Here is a 16912-nt window from a genome sequence, read left to right on the forward strand (position 1 = left end):
CTAACGCTGGCGAGACCGCCAGCCGCCGCGCCGCTTGGGGGTTCGCGCCGCTTGCAGCCCTTCGGCCAGCACCTGCGTCATCGGATGGTCCGCAGCCTGGGCCACATAGAGTGCATGCAGATCGGTCAGGGCTTGCCTCTGGTCCCGCTCGGCAGGCAGGCTGAGCGCCCAGTCCAGAAAGATGCTGCGGCATTCCTTCAGGGTGATGCCATCGATGCGATAGGCCTCGCGGATCAGACCCTTGTGGTCGTTGGGATCATCACTGCGCGCCATCTGTACCCTCCTCAACCACGCGGCCGATAATATCGGCAGCGGTCGTATAGCTGTTTTGCAGCGCCTCCTGCAATTGCTCCACATCGTCGAAACCCGTGGCCCGGCACAGGAATGCGGTGCCGCCCTCGCCGATCTTGTCGGCTTCGATTGTCTTGCCCGACAGCAGGCGCGCGGCGCATTGCACGGACCAGCATAAATCATAGCAATCCTTGAGTGTTTGCGCCTCTGCGACCTGCAAAAGCCCGGCTGCGACCGCGCCATCCAACCCGGTATGTACATCGCGTTGAACCGAACCGGACAACAGCGCGCCGGTTTGCGCCAGTAATTCGATATCCATCAGGCGCCCAGGCCCGTTCTTGGCGTCCCAGAGCCCAGCGGGTGCTTTGGCCGCCGCCAGACGGTCGCGCATCTCGGACACCTCTTTCAAGACCTTGGCCGGGTCGCGCGGCTCGGCCAAAAGCTGCGCACGGAAATCGGTGATATCCTTCGCCAACCCTGCATCGCCAGCGACCACGCGGGCGCGGGTCAGGGCCAGATGTTCCCAAACCCAGGCCTCGTTGCGCTGATAGTTGGTGAAACTGGCCCAACTGGTCGCCACCGGCCCCTGATTGCCTGAGGGGCGCAGGCGCATGTCGACCTCATAAAGCCGCCCCTGCGACATCGGAGCGGTCAGAGCGGTGATCAGCGCCTGCGTGAAACGCGCGTAATAGGTTCGGGTGGCCAAGGGGCGCGAGCCGTCGGACATGTCCTGATCCAGCGGGTCGTAGATCACGATTACATCCAGATCAGATTGCGAGTTGATCCGGCCCGCTCCGAGCGACCCCATGCCCAATACGGCAGCGCCCCGCCCCGGAGCCCGGCCGTGTTTCTGCGCGAATTGAGCAGCAACAAACGGCAGGATGGCCGCAATCACCGCGCCCGCCAGATCAGCGTATTGCTGCCCGGCCTGCGCGCTGTTGATCAGCCCGCGCAAGTGGTGGACGCCAACGCGGAAATGCCATTCTTTGCACCAGCGCCGCGCCAGATCCAGCTGCGTTTCATAATCGCTTTCGGCGCTCAGCGCCTGCGCCAACTCCGCCTGCAAAGCGGCTTGTCCGGGCCAGTCATCAAAGAAGCTACCACCGATTACCGCGTCAAAAACAGATGCATTGCGCGACAGGTGCATGGCCAGCGCGTGCGAGGTGCCGACGATGTCGATCAGCAGATCGATCAATTGCGGGTTGGCCTCGAACAGGGAAAACAGCTGCACCCCGGCAGGCAGGCCCGACAGAAACCCATCCAGCGCCACCAGCGCCTCACTTGGTTGTGCCGCGCGCGACAGGCGTGACAACAGCTCGGGCCGTAGCCGGTCAAAGATACGCCGGGCCCGTTGCGAGCGCAGCGCCGGGTAGCTGGGCCAGCGCGCCAGTATTTTCTGATCAAAGGCGTGATCGGGCGCAGGTGCCACGGTTTGGCCTGGGGCAAAGAACCCTTCGGTCAGTTCATGCACTTCGCTCAGGCGGCGGGTCAGGTCAGAGGTCAGCTCGGCACTGTCGATGCCCATCAGACAGGCGACCCGGGCGACGCCATCCTCGGATTGCGGCACCTTGTGGGTCTGCGCGTCATGAACCATCTGAATACGGTGTTCGACTTCGCGATGGGCGCGGTAGTGATCCGTCAGCTTCTCGGCCACATCGGCTGGCACCCAGCCTTTCTCGGCCAGGGCCGCAAGCCCCGGAACCGTGCCGCGCAGGCGCAAATCCGGGTCGCGCCCCCCGGCGATCAGTTGACGGGTCTGGGTGAAGAACTCGATTTCGCGGATACCGCCCTGCCCCAGCTTCATGTCGTGACCGGGGATGCTAAGGCCCCCGCCGGTGCCTTTATTCTCTCGGATCCGCAGGCGCATGTCATGGGCGTCTTGAATGGCCGCGAAATCCAGATGCCTGCGCCAGACGAAGGGGCGCAGCGCGTCCAGAAATCGCTGACCGGCGGCCAGATCACCTGCGCAGGGGCGCGCCTTGATATAAGCTGCGCGTTCCCATGTTCGGCCCAGGCTTTCGTAATATCGCTCGGCCGCCTCGGTCGCCATGCACACAGGCGTCACCGCCGGGTCTGGCCGCAAGCGCAGATCGGTGCGGAAGACATAGCCATCGGCAGTCTTGTCGCTGAGCGCTGCACACATGTTGCGCGTCGCACGCACCATGCCGTGGCGCGCCTCATAGAAATCACCAGGATCAAAGCGCGTCTCGTCGAACAAGACGATCAGATCGATATCCGAGCTGTAGTTAAGCTCATGCGCACCCATTTTGCCCATGGCCAGAATGATCAACCCGCCCGCAGTGGCTATATCCTCTTCGGTCAAACCCGGCAGTTTACCGCGCCGGATCAGCGCTGCGATCTCGGCCTTGGCGGCCATATCGGCGGCCAAAGCGGCAAAATCCGTCAGCGCTGCTGTCACCTTTTCCAATGGCCACGCACCGGCCAAGTCGGCCAGAGCGGTCAACACTGCCATGCGCCGCTTGGCCAGACGCAAACCCGGTTTCAGCTGCGCCGGTTCCAAATCGCGCACCGCAGCCATCACATCTGACAGTGCCTGGTCGGGCTGCTGCAACGCTTCGGCCAACCAAGGGGCCTCTTGCTCGATCAAACCTTTCAGATAGGGGCTGGACCCAGCGGTTCCGGCGATCAGTTCAGCCTGTTCTGACGTGACATCCGAAACTTTTTCACGCGTCTCAGCGCCCAATTCTGGGTCGAATGCGCGCGGCATCCGTCGGACTGTCAGTGCCGCGGTCATGTCCGCTCCAGCGGCGTGTCCTGACTAAAGCTGTTGAGCCATTTGTCGTGGCGCCTTTCCCACAGCGACGAGATCAGCATCGCCTCCCATTCTGACGCGCCCGGTCGTTGATAATCGGCCCGGTAAGACAGCAGAACGATATCCGGGGTCAGTACCCTAAGTTTTTCTTCGCTCAACTCGAACCGGGCCATGGTCGGCGCGTCGGCGAATTGGCCCACATGATCATCGCGATTGGCAAACCCGGTGGGATAGACGCCCAGGAAATCCGAGCTTAGCAGAGCGCGATCTGCCTGGGCATCCCCTTCGACCAAAGCGGACCAGACCCGCTTCTCCAAAGCCAATATTTCATTCAGGGACGGAGCGTTTGTGTTTTCAGTCTTTTGCATGACGGGAACCTGCGCCTGAACGGCCACCGCGTCAACGGGCAAGTTGGCCAATCCGGGCAAATGTAAATCTTTTTCACATTTACCCCTTGCAAGCCGGACCAGGCCCTCCCATCTGTTAGATGTGAACGCAATTTACATCAACCCCGGAGACCTCAATATGACCGCATTGTCCGACACCGCCGTCCCTTCCAATCCGGGATGGCTGCACCGCGCCGAGGCCTGGCTGGACAGCAAGGGCAAAGGTGCCTGGATCGCTGCCATGGTGCTTGGTTTTATCTTCTTCTGGCCCATCGGCCTGGCCTTTCTTGCCTATATGATCTGGAGCAAACGCATGTTCAGCAAATCCTGCAGCCGCCGTTCTTCCTGGAACAGCCACATGAGCGCTATGAAACCTTCGGGCAACAGCGCGTTTGACGCCTATAAGGCCGATACTCTGGCCCGGCTGGAACGTGAGCAGAAAGACTTTGAAGCGTTCCTGCGCCGACTGCGCGAAGCCAAGGACAAGGCCGAGTTCGACGAGTTCATGGATGAACGCGCCCGCGACAACCGTGATGAACCTGAAAACGGTGAACCGGCCTGATCACGGCTTGCCCTGTCCCCTCAATCGGGACAGGGTATTTGAAAACCTACGCGGACATCAGAAATGACCTATTTGCCTGATCCGGATACCCAGCCGGAATTCTATCAATCTGTTGCGACCAAGCGCTTTGTCGCCTGGCTGTTCGACATCGCCTTCATTTCGCTTTTGTGCACAGTGGCTATCTTGCTGACCTTTGGCCTGGGCTTTTTCGTGCTGGCGCTGATCTATGGCGTGGTCAGTTTCATCTATCGCGTGGTGACGATCTCGAACGGATCAGCCACCCTGGGCATGCGCTTTATGGGGATCGAACTGCGCGACGCGTTTGGCGCACGTATGGATTTGGGCAAGGCCATCGCACATACGGCCGGTTACTTTGTCAGCATGACGTTTTTTGTTCTGCAGATCATTTCGGTCGTCATGATGCTCACCAGCGCGCGCGGTCAGGGTCTGACCGACGCTTTCCTTGGGACGGTTATGATCAACAGGCGCGCATAATCGCCTGCTTTCGCGAAACACTTGGCGGGCCCGGAAACGGTTGCTATCATCCCGCCAAGGAAACGCGGGACCCATATGCGACACACGCTGCCAATTGCGCCACAATTCTATGTGACGGCTCCTCAGCCCTGCCCTTATCTTGAAGGCCGGATGGAGCGTAAGCTGTTCACCGCGCTTCAGGGCGAAGGTGCCGACCGGTTGAACAATTCCCTTTCACAACAAGGGTTTCGCCGATCACAAAACGTGCTCTACCGCCCGTCCTGCACCGATTGCGCCGCGTGTTTGTCGGCGCGGATCGATGTGTCGAAATTCCGCCCAAGCAAAAGCCAGAAGCGCGCTGCCAAACGCAACGCGCATCTGCAACGCCGTGCCACCTCGCCCTGGGCTACGGATGATCAGTTTGACCTGTTCCGCCGCTATCTGGACGTGCGCCACGCCGATGGCGGCATGGCCGATATGGATGTGTTCGAATTTGCCGCGATGATCGAAGAGACACCGATCCGCAGCCGCGTGATGGAATACAGCGACCCGAGCAGTCAGGATCTGATTGCCGTCAGCCTGACAGATGTGCTCGATGACGGGCTCAGCATGGTCTATTCCTTCTATGATCCCGATCAGCACCAAAACTCTCTGGGCACCTACATGATCCTCGACCATATCGAGATCGCGCGCGAGGCGGGTCTGCCATACATCTATCTGGGCTATTGGGTGCCCGGCAGCCCCAAGATGGGCTACAAGGCCAAGTTCACGGGGCTTGAGGTCTTCCTGAACGGGGCGTGGCAGTCGGTAGAAAATCCGCAGGCACTGGCCAATACGTCGCATCACCCCCTGTCCTCGGCCCCCATTGCCGAACAGGTGGCCAATATCCAACTGCCGGACCGTCACCCAACCAAAGGCTGACCTTTTATGAGACAGACCCTTCACGCCGTCACCCTGGTGGTGCCGGACTACGATACCGCTATTGCCTTTTTGCACCGATACGCTCGGTTTCACGCTTCTACAGGATATAGATCTGGGCGACGGCAAACGATGGGTGCGTGTCGCACCACCAGGATCCTCTAATGGCTCATTACTGCTGGCGCGCGCCGAAGGACCTGAACAAAGCGCTGCAATCGGCAATCAGACCGGTGGGCGCGTGGGCTTTTTCCTCGAAACCGACGATTTCGCCCGCGATCACGCTGCCATGCGCGCCGCGGGTGTCACCTTCGAAGAACACCCCCGCACCGAGCCCTATGGTATCGTCGCTGTGTGGCAAGATCCGTTTGGCAATCGCTGGGATCTGATTCAGTTCACCTGATCGTTTCTTCATCTGGCCGGAAATATCCCGGGGTTGAATTGGCCGCAGGCCAAGAAGGGGCTGGCCCCTTCCCCAAAGCATAAAGAAAAGGGGGCCCAGCGGCCCCCTTTCCATTCTAACAGCGATCTGCACGATCAGTTCGGGATCAGATCGGGGATGATGGTCACGATCGTCGGGAAGAACCACAGGATCGCAATCCCAACCACCTGAATGATCACAAACGGGATGATGCCGCGATAGATATGGCCTGTCGTGACCTCTTTTGGTGCCACGCCCCGCAGGTAGAACAGCGCAAAGCCGAACGGCGGGGTCAAGAACGAGGTCTGAAGGTTCACCGCCACCATGATCGTCACCCATTTCGGGTCAAACGACCCGCCATAGATCACCGGGCCCACGATGGGGATCACGATGTAGATGATCTCGAGGAAATCCAGCACAAATCCCAAAATGAACAACACCAGCATCACGATCAGGAAAACCGTGAACTCGTTGTCGAAACTCCGCAGGAACTGCTGGATGTAATGCTCGCCTCCGAACGAGATCACCACAAGGTTCAGCAATTGCGACCCGATCAGGATGGTAAAGACCATCGAGGTTACCTTGGCGGTCTCGCGCACCACCGGTGTGAGCACGCCACTGGTATAGAGCACCCAGCAGCCAAACAGCAGGCCGAACACCGCGTAGAGGTAAGTTGCATAGGCAAAGAAGAAGGCGACCCAGCTTTCGAACGGCACGCTTTCCTGATTGACGCGCAAATCAAAGTTCACACCCAGCAGCAGACAGATGATCACGGCAAAGGTTGCCCAGATGATCACCTTGGCCGAACGATCCTGATCCTTGAGCTTGCGATAGGCCGCCAACATGATGGCCCCGCCTGCGCCCAGAGCCGCAGCGGGCGTTGGGTTGGTCACACCACCCAGGATCGAGCCCAGCACCGCGATGATCAGAACCAGCGGGGGGAAGACCACGCGGATCAGATCATTTGTGGCACAGCGCATCGCCGCCTCTTTACAGCCATAGATCGCCAGACCAAAGGGGATCGCCAGCCTGACAAAGGTCCAGCCGGACGACGTGGTTGGTGAGATGAAGAGAATATCCACCAGCAGCATCAGCACCAAGCCAATCGCTCCGACGATCAGTGGCTGAGGCGACCGCGACGGTGCAATGCCGCGACCCAGCGCCAGCGTCAGACCCAGCAGAACCACGATCACTGCAACCCCGTTACCGATGGGTGCGGCATTGGCGATCTTGGCCTCGCGCGCTGCGGCCAGTTCCTCTTCGGTCAAGCGCTCGGACTGCTCCGCACCACCGGCGGCGTCGATCTCTTCCTGTTCGGCCACCGCCTGATCCCAGGCGGCCTGCCCATGCAGGTCGATCATCGAAGCTTTACACTCTTCCGACACATTGGTCCGCAACGACGCGCCTTCTGTGATGTCCGAGAAGGCCGAGACCGAGATGTTCTGGCTGCCGACAACTCCGGCACTGCCTAAAAGAACCGTCCCGACGATCAGCGCGACAGGCACACCCAGCAGCCAGGTCAGGCCTTCTGAACGGGTGATCGGCTCGCCCGATCCGCCAGAAACGGCCACAGCCGGCGCTTTGTCAGGGTTCAGCAACGCATAACCAAAGGCATAAAGTGCATAGAGAAGCGCCAGCATGATCCCCGGCAGCAAGGCCGCCTGGAACAATGTGCCCACCGAAACCACCGCAGGTTCCCCCAGATAGGTCAGCGCATCAGTGCATCCAGCCTCTTGCGCGCGGGTTTCCTGCGCCGTGGAATAGAGATCCCCGGCCAATGTGCCCAGCAGAACGATCACAATCGACGGCGGAATGATCTGGCCCAGCGTCCCCGAGGCGGCGATGACACCGGTGGCAAGCTCGGGCGAATAATTGTTACGCAGCATGGTCGGCAGGGCCAGCAGGCCCATGGTGACCACGGTTGCGCCCACAATCCCGGTCGAAGCGGCCAGGAACGCGCCCACAACCACGATCGACACGGCCAGACCACCGGGCAGCGGGCCAAAGACGCGCGCCATCGTGGTCAGCAGATCGTTGGCGATCTTCGAGCGTTCCAGCGTGATGCCCATCAGAACGAACATCAGAACCGCCAGCAGCGTCTCAATCGACTGACCGGCCAGAACACGCTCGTTCATGCGGTTCACAATGAAGGATACGTTGCGGTCCAGCGCGGTTTCCCAACCCGAGGGGAAAACCGGCTCACCAATGCGCGGTAACTCGGGGTATCGGAAAACCGATATGACATCGGGTTTGACCCCGGAATTGACCAGATCGCGATACGCGGTTGAGCTTGTGTCAATCGCCTGGTGGATCAACAGCCCGGCGCTGTCCAGCGCAGCGATGATCCCGAACGAGATCACCCCGGCACCACCAATGGCGAAAGCCACCGGAAAGCCTGACAAGATGCCTCCGAAGAGGCAGAAGAATACAATAATGAGGCCTATTTCGACGCCATCAAGTCCGAATAGCATAGTCTGGGTCTCCGTCCCTAATGTGCGCCTTCGTAGGCTTCTTCACCTTCGCCAAGGCTGTCCTTGTCGAGGTATTTCCCGGTGCTTTCCTGTCCTTCGACATATTCCAGGTAGGATCGCCACAGGAAGGCTATGGCATGCAGGAACACCATGCCTGCAAACAACATCAGCAGGATCTTGAACAGGAAATACGCGTTGAACCCGTTCGGGCTGAACCCGATCGTTTCAACGTTCCAGCGCAGGGCGCGCGACTTGGCCACCAAACGATCCAGAGTGTCACTGGCCGACGGTTTCGGCACGATCAGGTGACGCCACATGAAGTACCAGCCATACATCCAGGTCAGAACCGCCATTGGCATCATGAACAGCAGCGCGCCGCACATATCGACCACGCGCTTGGCGCGGTGGCTGATCCCCGCATAGATAAGGTCAACACGCACATGCCCGCCTTGCACGAAGGTGTAGGTACAGCACATGCAGACTACCATAGCGTTATAAAGCTTAAGCTCTTCCGCGAACCAACTGATATCCTTCTGAAAAGGGATACCGAACCCAAAGGCCATATCAGCCCGGGTAAAGACGCGCTGCATAAAGACGATGATGATCTGTTGCACCACCATCAGCAGCCCCGCCCAGGCAAAGAAGCGCCCCGTCACGTTGGCAAACCCTTCCAGCCCGCGCACCATCTTCCACATGACATCGCGGTACATGACACCAATCACGGTCAGCACCAGAAACAGGGTGAACACCACAAAGAAGAACTCGACGGAACCGCCGTAATAGACAAAGCGCATGATCGCTTCTTTGTCTGACCAGTCCAGCCACAGCTGCGGATGCGTGATGGCGTATCCGAAATTATAGAAGGCTTCGGCGATATTCTGAACGAACCAGATCAGTCCGTTCCACAGGGCGCCGAAGAACGAGATACCGTTTTCGTCCTGCATGTTGTCCCCAGGTCGTCTCGGTTGCACGTGTGTTTATGGCGGTGTCCGTACCGCTTATGTGCAACGGGAATGGCTTCCCCGCGACCGCGGGGAAACCGATTGATCAAGCGCGTTGTGATTAGCCGCGAACGCGGTCGCGCTGTGCTGTATAGGCACCCGACGACAGGTTCTGCCAACCCGACGACGCTGCCATCGAAGTCATTGCACTGTCGTGGATTTTCTTGAACAGCTCGTCGCCCATGTTCTCGTCCAGAACTTCCTGGCTTGCGGCACCGAACGCATCCCAGACCGAATCCGGGAACTCCAGAACCTTCACACCACCGGCTTGCAGACGCTGCAGCGCTGCACCGTTATTGGCCAGGAATTGCGCCAGGTTCCACTGGTGCGCTTCACCAGCTGCGATCTCGATGATCTTCTGCTGGGCCGGTGTCAGCTCTTCAAACACGTCGCGGTTTGTCGCCAGCGACAGACCTGCGCCCGGCTCATGGAAGCCCGCGGTGTAGTAGGTCTTGGTGATTTCCTGGAAGCCCGCTTTTTCGTCAGCCCAGGGACCAATCCACTCGGTTCCGTCAATCGCACCGGACGACAGCGCCTGATACACTTCCGAGCCTGGAATGTTCTGAACCGATGCGCCCAGTTTACCCAGCGCCTGGCCACCCAGACCCGGCATACGGAACTTCAGACCCTGGAAGTCTTCGGGGCTGTTGATCTCTTTTGAGTACCAGCCACCCGCCTGAGCACCGGTGTTCCCTGCAATGAACGATTTCAGACCAAAGATCTGGCCCAGCTCATCATGCAGTTCCATACCACCATCGTGATAGTACCAGTTTACCAGTTCTTGCGCGGTCATACCGAACGGAACGGCTGTAAAGAACGCATAACCCGGGTGCTGACCTACAAAGTAATAGTCAGCGGCGTGATACATGTCGGCCTGACCGGATGACACGGCGTCGAAAACCTCGAACGCGCCAACCAGTTCACCAGCAGCTTTGATTTCAACCGTCAGGCTGCCATCCGACATCGCGTTGATGCTGTCGGCGCAACGCTGAGCGCTGTCAAACACGCCTGCCAGACCACGACCCCACGAGGTCACCATGGTCAGTTTGCGATTGCCCTGCGCATAAGCCGGAGCTGCCAGCGTGGTGGCCGCAGCCGCCGAGCCGCCCAGTGCAGATGTTTTCAGAAATGAACGACGATCCATATGAGTGTTCCTCCCCTGCATATTCAAATACCCGGCAAATCACCGGGTCAGTCGAGTTCAGTGCCCGTCACCCTAATGCGGCAGAAATTTATGTGAATACCTACTACTGCGTAGGCGAGTGGCTTTTTTCGGCTCATTTGGGTCAATTCTGGGCAGATTTGATCTGCAACACAGGTCTCTCCCAAGCGCTGGCTGCAAAATACGCCCAATCTTTTTGCAATTTCAGCCCGACTTGCGTATCGATTCGTCCATGGGCGGATTGCGAAACCTCATCACGTTGACCTACGCGCAGAAACTGTCGCTGGTGGCAGCGCTGCCATTGCTTTTGGCGGTTGCTGCGATTGCGCTTGTCGTGGCCTATGAGTCCCGCGCCACCGCGGAAAGCGAAATCCAAGCGCTCGAGGCACGTCTGATCGAAGCCAAGCAAGAGGAGTTACGCAATTACGTCACACAGGCCCGCAACGGCTTTGCCTATATCTATGGGCGCGCAGCACCTGATGATGATATTGCCAAAAACCTGGTAACCCAAATCCTGTCGGCCATGATCTATGGAAAGGACGGGTTCTTCTTTGTTTATGACTATGATGGCACCAATCTGGTCAGTCCGCGCCAGACCGAGTTTATCAACCGCAATTGGGAAGGCCTGACCGATGCGGATGGAACGCCGATTGTCGATGAATTCATCCGCCTCGCCCGCCAAGGGGCCGGTTGGCACAGCTTCATGTGGCAAAAGCCCTCGACCGGGGAAGAGGCGCAGATGATCGCCTATGTGGTTGGATTGCAGGATTGGCGGTGGGCCGTGGGCACCGGTGTTTTCATCGACGATATCGTGGCAACGGTTGCCAATGCGCGCGCCGAGGTCGAGGCGCGGGTACAGCGCACCTTCCGCTATATCGGCGCTATTGTTCTGGCCGCCGTGCTGATCGTGTTTGCCTCGGGGATGTTGCTCAATATCCGGGAAAGACGACTTGCAGATGCGCGGCTCAAGGAACTGACCCAGCGGGTTTTCGATGCGCAAGAAGAGGAACGCGGCCGGGTTGCCCGCGAATTGCATGACGGGATCAGCCAGATTCTGGTGGGTGTGCGCTATGCGCTGGACAATGCGCGCCGCAGGCTGACACGGGGCGATGAGGCTGGCGCGCAGGATCCGCTGGAAAAAGGCATCGACAATCTGGGCACCGCCATCTCCGAGGTCCGCCGGATCAGCCGCGACCTGCGCCCGGGCGTGCTTGACGATCTGGGCCTTGGCCCCGCGCTCAAGGCGTTGACCGATGATTTCCGCGAGCGCACGGGCATTGAAACCGAGTTTTCGACCGTCGTGTTCCGTAACCGACTGGATCAGGACAGCAAAATCGCGCTCTACCGTATCGCGCAAGAGGCGCTTACCAATATCGAACGTCACTCGGGCGCCACCCGCGTGACCATTGATCTGCGCGGCCACACTAAGGGCGCGACCATGCGCATCACCGATAACGGGCGCGGTCTGCCCAGCGATCGCAGCAGCGTCGGCACCGGGATCGGGCTGCGCAACATGCAGGAACGGATCGAACAGCTTGACGGGTCGCTGCGTATTCTGTCATCACGCGGCGCGCAAAGCGGTACGGTGATCGAAGCGAGCCTGCCGCTGAGCCACCTGCTCTCGCCGCAGGATGACGCAACGCCCAAGCGAAAGGCCAGCCCTTGATGTCCGATCCTATCCGCGTGCTTATTGTCGATGACCACCCGATGGTGGCCGAAGGTATCCAGTCACTGCTGGAAAGCTATGACGAAATCGAAGTGGTCGGCACGCTCCATAATGGTCAAGAGGCCGTGGATCAGGTTCTACGTCTGAACCCGCATGTAATCTTGATGGATCTGAACATGCCCGGCCTCGGCGGACTCAGCGCCACCGAGATGATCCTCGAACGCCTGCCAGATACCCGCGTTCTGATCCTGTCCATGCATGACAGCCCCGAATATATCTCGACCGCGCTCAGCCACGGAGCACGGGGATATGTGCTCAAAGACGTGCCGACAGATGAAATCAAACAAGCGATCGACGCGGTCATGCAGGGCGAGCAATATCTCTGCACCGGGGCTCGTGGTTCGTTGCAACCCAAACAGGATGACACGCGCGAGGCGCTGACCGGGCGTGAACAGACCATCCTGCTGGAACTGGCCCAGGGCAAATCCAACAAAGAGGTCGCCCAAGCGTTGGAGATCTCGGTGCGCACGGTTGAAACCCACCGCAAGAACATCAAACGCAAACTGGGCATTTCTTCAACCGCGGGCCTTACCCGCTACTCGCTGGAACATGGCATGCTGCAGGGCACCGGTCACAATTTCTGACCGCAGCGCGGGACGCGCTGCCTTGCCCAACCAGAGAAGACGCGCCGCAGGCGTGTCGCCGATGGGCGGGAGACCTAGCTTTCCGCGCTCTGAATACCCTCGCCAAAAAACACCAAAGCTCCGTCCTCATCCAGAACATGAAACTCCCGCTGCATATACGGCTGGTCAAACGGGGCACGCACGCGGGTTTCGGGCAGGTCGTCCAAGCCCGGACGCAGGCTTTCGTACAATTCATCGATGCCTTCGACGTCGATATAAAAGGAGTGTTCATCCCCCAGCGGTTTGCCATCAGCACGCGGCGGGCATTCCAGCAATCGGATCGCCACCGCGCCATGACGCAAGAACGCGTAATTGTCTTGCCGGAATGTGCAGGTGAACCCCAACCGATCGCAGTAGAACCGGATCTGCCGCTCCAGCGATGCGCAAAGGACAAAAGGGGTGAGTTGCAAAAGCTGCGCCACAGAAAGCCTCCAAGCTGAATTCACCTACAAAATAGCATAATTCTGATCCGGCAGCTTGGCTTGATACCGAGCTGCATCGCAGCCCCAAAGGCCGGACCCCGGAGCGCTCGACACGACTCCCACACCATCAGCTTCGCGGAAATTTCTCAACATGCGTCATTTTGCGCAACAAAATATCAAAATTTTACACTCTTGGGTTAGAAAATTGGCGCAATTGCCTGTTGACGCCCCCATTCCCTGATCATAATGTCGCTGCCAACGCAAAAAGGAGCCTCTGGCGATGAGAACGCTAGTCGTAATCGTGGGAACCAAGCGCATGGGCCGGTAACGGTAAACCATAATCGAACCCATGCGCCTCCGAAATCATCGGGGGCTTTTTTTATGCGAAACGCAAGACACATGTCGCCAACGGAGCAAAGCAGATGACACGTGAGATGACCGGCGCAAAGATGGTGGTTCAGGCCCTCAAGGATCAGGGCGTGGACACGGTATTCGGATATCCCGGTGGCGCCGTGCTACCCATCTATGACGAGATCTTTCTGCAAAACGACATCCGGCACATTCTGGTGCGCCACGAACAGGGTGCTGTTCATGCCGCCGAGGGCTATGCCCGTGCGACGGGAAAGCCGGGGGTTGCTCTGGTGACCTCGGGGCCCGGCGCCACCAACGCTGTCACGGGACTGACAGACGCGTTGATGGATTCGATCCCGATTGTGGTTCTTACCGGACAGGTTCCCACCTTCATGATCGGCTCGGACGCGTTTCAGGAGGCCGATACTGTCGGCATCACCCGCCCCTGCACCAAGCATAACTGGCTGGTGAAGGACACAGATTCGCTGCCCGGAACGATGCATGAAGCGTTCCACGTCGCCACGTCGGGCCGCCCCGGCCCGGTGCTGATCGACATCCCCAAGGACGTTCAGTTTGCATCGGGCACCTATAGCGCACCCAAGCCTTCGACATCGCATTACCAGCCGGTTCTGAAAGGTGATCTGGAAGAGATCACTGAACTGGTCGCCGCGATGGAGACCGCCAAGAAACCCGTCTTCTATACGGGCGGTGGCGTTATCAACTCGGGCCCCGCTGCCAGCCATTTGCTGCGTGAACTGGTCGATGCCACGGGATTCCCGATCACCTCGACCCTGATGGGTCTGGGCGCATATCCGGCCTCGGGCAAGAACTGGCTGGGGATGCTGGGAATGCATGGTCTCTACGAGGCCAACCTGGCGATGCATGATTGCGACCTGATGATCAATATCGGCGCACGCTTTGATGACCGGATCACCGGGCGCGTGGATGCGTTCTCGCCCAATTCCAAGAAAGCGCATGTGGATATTGATCCCTCGTCGATCAACAAGGTGATCCGCGTCGATATCCCGATTGTCGGCGATGTCGCCCATGTGCTGGAAGACATTCTGAAAGTTTGGAAATCGCGCGGCCGCAAGACGGACGCGGCGGCTGTGAAAAGCTGGCAGGCGCAGATTTCCGAGTGGCGCAAGGTGAACTGTCTGGCCTTCACCGCCAGCGAAAAGACCATCAAGCCGCAACACGCGCTGCAACGGCTGGAAGAACTGACCAAAAACCACGACCGGTATATCTGCACCGAAGTGGGCCAGCATCAGATGTGGGCGGCGCAATATCTGGGTTTCGAAGACCCCAACCGCTGGATGACTTCGGGCGGGCTGGGCACGATGGGCTATGGCTTCCCGGCCTCTATCGGCGTGCAGATGGCACATCCCGACGCGCTGGTCATCAACGTGGCCGGTGAAGCCTCGTGGCTGATGAACATGCAGGAAATGGGCACCGCCGTGCAATACCGCCTGCCGGTGAAACAGTTCATCCTGAACAACGAACGCCTCGGCATGGTCCGCCAGTGGCAGGAACTGCTGCATGGCGAGCGCTACTCGCATAGCTGGTCCGAGGCCCTGCCCGATTTCGTCAAACTCGCCGAGGCCTTTGGCGCCAAGGGCATCCTGTGTTCCGATCCAGCCGATCTGGACGACGCGATCATCGAGATGATCAATTACGACGGCCCGGTGATCTTCGACTGTCTGGTCGAAAAGCACGAAAACTGCTTCCCCATGATCCCGTCAGGCAAGGCTCATAACGAGATGCTGCTGGGCGAAGCCGAAACGCAGGGCGTGATCGATTCCAAAGGGTCGGTTTTGGTCTAAACTTGTTGCGAGGTTTTGCCGGGCGTTGCGACACGCCCGGTGTCAAAAGGATGACGAAAGGGACTTAAATGTCTGCCCTACATATCAAAAAAGGCTCCACCCGCCATTCGGCCTATAACCTACGGCCCACCTTTTCGGACGTGCAGGAGCGCCATACGATCGCCGTTCTGGTTGAGAACGAACCCGGTGTGTTGGCCCGTGTGATCGGGCTGTTCTCGGGCCGAGGCTATAACATCGAAAGCCTGACCGTGGCCGAGGTGGACCATACCGGGCACCTCAGCCGCATCACTATCGTCACCACCGGCACACCGCAGGTGATCGAACAGATCAAGGCGCAGTTGGGTCGGATTGTGACCGTGCATGACGTGCATGACCTGACCGTCGAAGGCCCCTCGGTCGAACGGGAACTGGCGATTATCAAGGTCGTGGGCGAAGGCGACAAACGGGTCGAGGCGCTAAGACTGGCCGATATCTTCCGCGCCAATGTGGTCGACAGCACCCTAAACTCGTTCATTTTCGAAATCACCGGCGCGCCCGACAAGATTGATGCTTTCGCCGATCTGATGCGCCCTCTGGGCCTGATCGAAATTGCCCGAACCGGTGTTGCCGCACTGTTGCGTGGCGATTGATGAGAAAATACACCCCCTGTGATCGCTCCGGGGGTTTTGCGCTAAACATCAGACTATACCTCAAAAAGACCATTGAACTTCAGGCTTATCCGATTAGCCTGAAGGTCGCTGCGTGGTTGATTTCTCTGCCCGCCGCTTTTGGTTGATGAGTGTGACTGCAGCACGTACCAGATTGGTGCGGTTGTGTTTTTTCCTGCAATACGAACTTGGGACAAGCATGACCGACCTAAGCGTCAGCCGATCTGAAACACAGGGTGTTTTTGGGGCCAATCTACGCGTTCTGGCGAGCCAATACCCGTCGGTCTCAGGGTTGTGTCGTCAACTGGGGATGAACCGCACACAGTTCAACCGTTATCTGTCGGGACAGAACTTTCCCCGGCCCGAGGTATTGGAGCGCATTTGCCGATTTTTCGGCGTGGACGCCCGAATTCTATTGCAGCCTTTGGATGAAATCACCCAGACGCACGCACATCCTGCCGCCGAGATGCTCGACCGTTTTTTAGTACCCAAAGAAAAACCCACCCTCGCGAGCGGTTTTTACCAATTGCTTGCCGGTGCACCCGAGGCGCATGCCACAACGCATCATAGCCTGGTACATATTCGTCATGTTGGGCACACAACCCTGTTGCGCGGATATGAACCGCGCGGCACGACTTCAGCGCACTCACCGCAGGAACGCGAGGTTCAAGGCATGGTTGTTGCAACACAGACCAGCCTTTTGATCCTGATGTTGCGACGCGATGCACAAGATCAGCGCATGATGGTGTTTTCCCGCGCGACAGAGGATGAGTAATGGTCCGGCACGCTGTCGAAGATGTCACACGGCTCTTCGCTCACGCCGCAACAGCTCAAACTGCGCTATCTTGGGCGCTTGGTGTCGAC

At 58.8% G+C, this 16912-nt stretch carries 15 protein-coding genes and 1 pseudogene; 9 read left to right on the forward strand and 7 right to left on the reverse strand.

Going from position 1 to position 16912, the window contains the following annotated elements; genetic code table 11:
* Genes GOX45_RS07885 through GOX45_RS07895 form a run of 3 tightly spaced genes read right to left on the reverse strand, consistent with a single transcriptional unit; the run spans position 1 to position 3474 of the window.
* Positions 1-273, reverse strand: coding sequence for a hypothetical protein (locus tag GOX45_RS07885; protein ID WP_171099653.1), 273 nt, complete (start codon positions 271-273; stop codon positions 1-3).
* The gene (locus GOX45_RS07890) at positions 260-3046 is read right to left on the reverse strand and encodes a glutamine-synthetase adenylyltransferase (RefSeq protein ID WP_171099655.1); all 2787 of its coding nucleotides are present in this window, start codon (positions 3044-3046) and stop codon (positions 260-262) included. The genes GOX45_RS07885 and GOX45_RS07890 overlap by 14 nt, the downstream gene beginning before the upstream one ends.
* On the reverse strand, positions 3043-3474 hold the full coding sequence (locus tag GOX45_RS07895; protein WP_371808959.1) for a DUF4440 domain-containing protein: 432 nt from the start codon (positions 3472-3474) through the stop codon (positions 3043-3045). The genes GOX45_RS07890 and GOX45_RS07895 overlap by 4 nt, the downstream gene beginning before the upstream one ends.
* A gap of 115 nt (positions 3475-3589) precedes the next feature.
* Between GOX45_RS07895 and GOX45_RS07900 the strand changes: the two genes are divergently transcribed.
* The 4 genes and pseudogenes from GOX45_RS07900 to GOX45_RS07915 all read left to right on the forward strand — a co-directional run bounded on the left by GOX45_RS07900 (position 3590) and on the right by GOX45_RS07915 (position 5804).
* Positions 3590-4012 (forward strand): DUF2852 domain-containing protein, encoded by a 423-nt coding sequence (locus GOX45_RS07900; protein ID WP_171100143.1) that lies wholly within the window; start codon positions 3590-3592, stop codon positions 4010-4012.
* A 63-nt stretch (positions 4013-4075) separates the two neighbouring features.
* Positions 4076-4507: an RDD family protein gene (locus tag GOX45_RS07905; protein WP_171099656.1), complete on the forward strand. Its 432-nt coding sequence runs from the start codon at positions 4076-4078 to the stop codon at positions 4505-4507.
* 75 nt (positions 4508-4582) lie between these two features.
* A complete protein-coding gene (locus GOX45_RS07910; protein ID WP_171099659.1) occupies positions 4583-5407 on the forward strand; it encodes an arginyltransferase in 825 nt (274 codons plus the stop codon).
* A 6-nt stretch (positions 5408-5413) separates the two neighbouring features.
* Positions 5414-5804 (forward strand): annotated as a pseudogene (locus GOX45_RS07915) (VOC family protein).
* Between the two features lie 134 nt (positions 5805-5938).
* Here GOX45_RS07915 and GOX45_RS07920 read toward each other — a convergent pair.
* The 3 genes from GOX45_RS07920 to GOX45_RS07930 form a co-directional block, all read right to left on the reverse strand.
* Complete coding sequence (locus GOX45_RS07920) at positions 5939-8293, reverse strand: TRAP transporter large permease subunit (RefSeq protein ID WP_171099661.1); 2355 nt, start codon at positions 8291-8293, stop codon at positions 5939-5941.
* Positions 8294-8310: 17 nt separating this feature from the next.
* On the reverse strand, positions 8311-9237 hold the full coding sequence (locus GOX45_RS07925; RefSeq protein WP_171099663.1) for a TRAP transporter small permease subunit: 927 nt from the start codon (positions 9235-9237) through the stop codon (positions 8311-8313).
* Positions 9238-9355: 118 nt separating this feature from the next.
* Entirely contained in the window at positions 9356-10438 is a 1083-nt protein-coding gene (locus tag GOX45_RS07930) for a TRAP transporter substrate-binding protein (RefSeq protein ID WP_171099665.1), read from the reverse strand.
* A gap of 250 nt (positions 10439-10688) precedes the next feature.
* On the opposite strand from GOX45_RS07930, the gene GOX45_RS07935 reads away from it, so the two are divergent.
* Both GOX45_RS07935 and GOX45_RS07940 read left to right on the forward strand, forming a co-directional pair.
* Positions 10689-12122 carry a cache domain-containing protein gene (locus GOX45_RS07935; protein WP_171099666.1) on the forward strand — a complete coding sequence of 478 codons (1434 nt, stop codon included), beginning with the start codon at positions 10689-10691 and terminating at the stop codon, positions 12120-12122.
* Positions 12122-12766, forward strand: coding sequence for a response regulator transcription factor (locus tag GOX45_RS07940; protein WP_171099668.1), 645 nt, complete (start codon positions 12122-12124; stop codon positions 12764-12766). The genes GOX45_RS07935 and GOX45_RS07940 overlap by 1 nt, the downstream gene beginning before the upstream one ends.
* A 74-nt stretch (positions 12767-12840) precedes the next feature.
* On the opposite strand, the gene GOX45_RS07945 is transcribed toward GOX45_RS07940, so the two are convergent.
* On the reverse strand, positions 12841-13227 hold the full coding sequence (locus GOX45_RS07945) for a VOC family protein (RefSeq protein WP_171099670.1): 387 nt from the start codon (positions 13225-13227) through the stop codon (positions 12841-12843).
* Positions 13228-13649: 422 nt separating this feature from the next.
* Here GOX45_RS07945 and GOX45_RS07950 point away from each other — a divergent pair, with 422 nt between their 5' ends.
* From GOX45_RS07950 to GOX45_RS07960, 3 genes are all read left to right on the forward strand, one after another.
* On the forward strand, positions 13650-15401 hold the full coding sequence (locus GOX45_RS07950) for an acetolactate synthase 3 large subunit (protein WP_171099671.1): 1752 nt from the start codon (positions 13650-13652) through the stop codon (positions 15399-15401).
* A gap of 68 nt (positions 15402-15469) precedes the next feature.
* Positions 15470-16030 carry an acetolactate synthase small subunit gene (gene ilvN, locus GOX45_RS07955; protein ID WP_170551801.1) on the forward strand — a complete coding sequence of 187 codons (561 nt, stop codon included), beginning with the start codon at positions 15470-15472 and terminating at the stop codon, positions 16028-16030.
* 217 nt (positions 16031-16247) lie between these two features.
* Positions 16248-16823, forward strand: coding sequence for a helix-turn-helix transcriptional regulator (locus GOX45_RS07960; protein ID WP_171099673.1), 576 nt, complete (start codon positions 16248-16250; stop codon positions 16821-16823).
* Positions 16824-16912: the final 89 nt, after the last annotated feature.

It is taken from the genome of Ruegeria sp. HKCCD7255 (assembly GCF_013031565.1).
Lineage (GTDB): Bacteria > Pseudomonadota > Alphaproteobacteria > Rhodobacterales > Rhodobacteraceae > Ruegeria.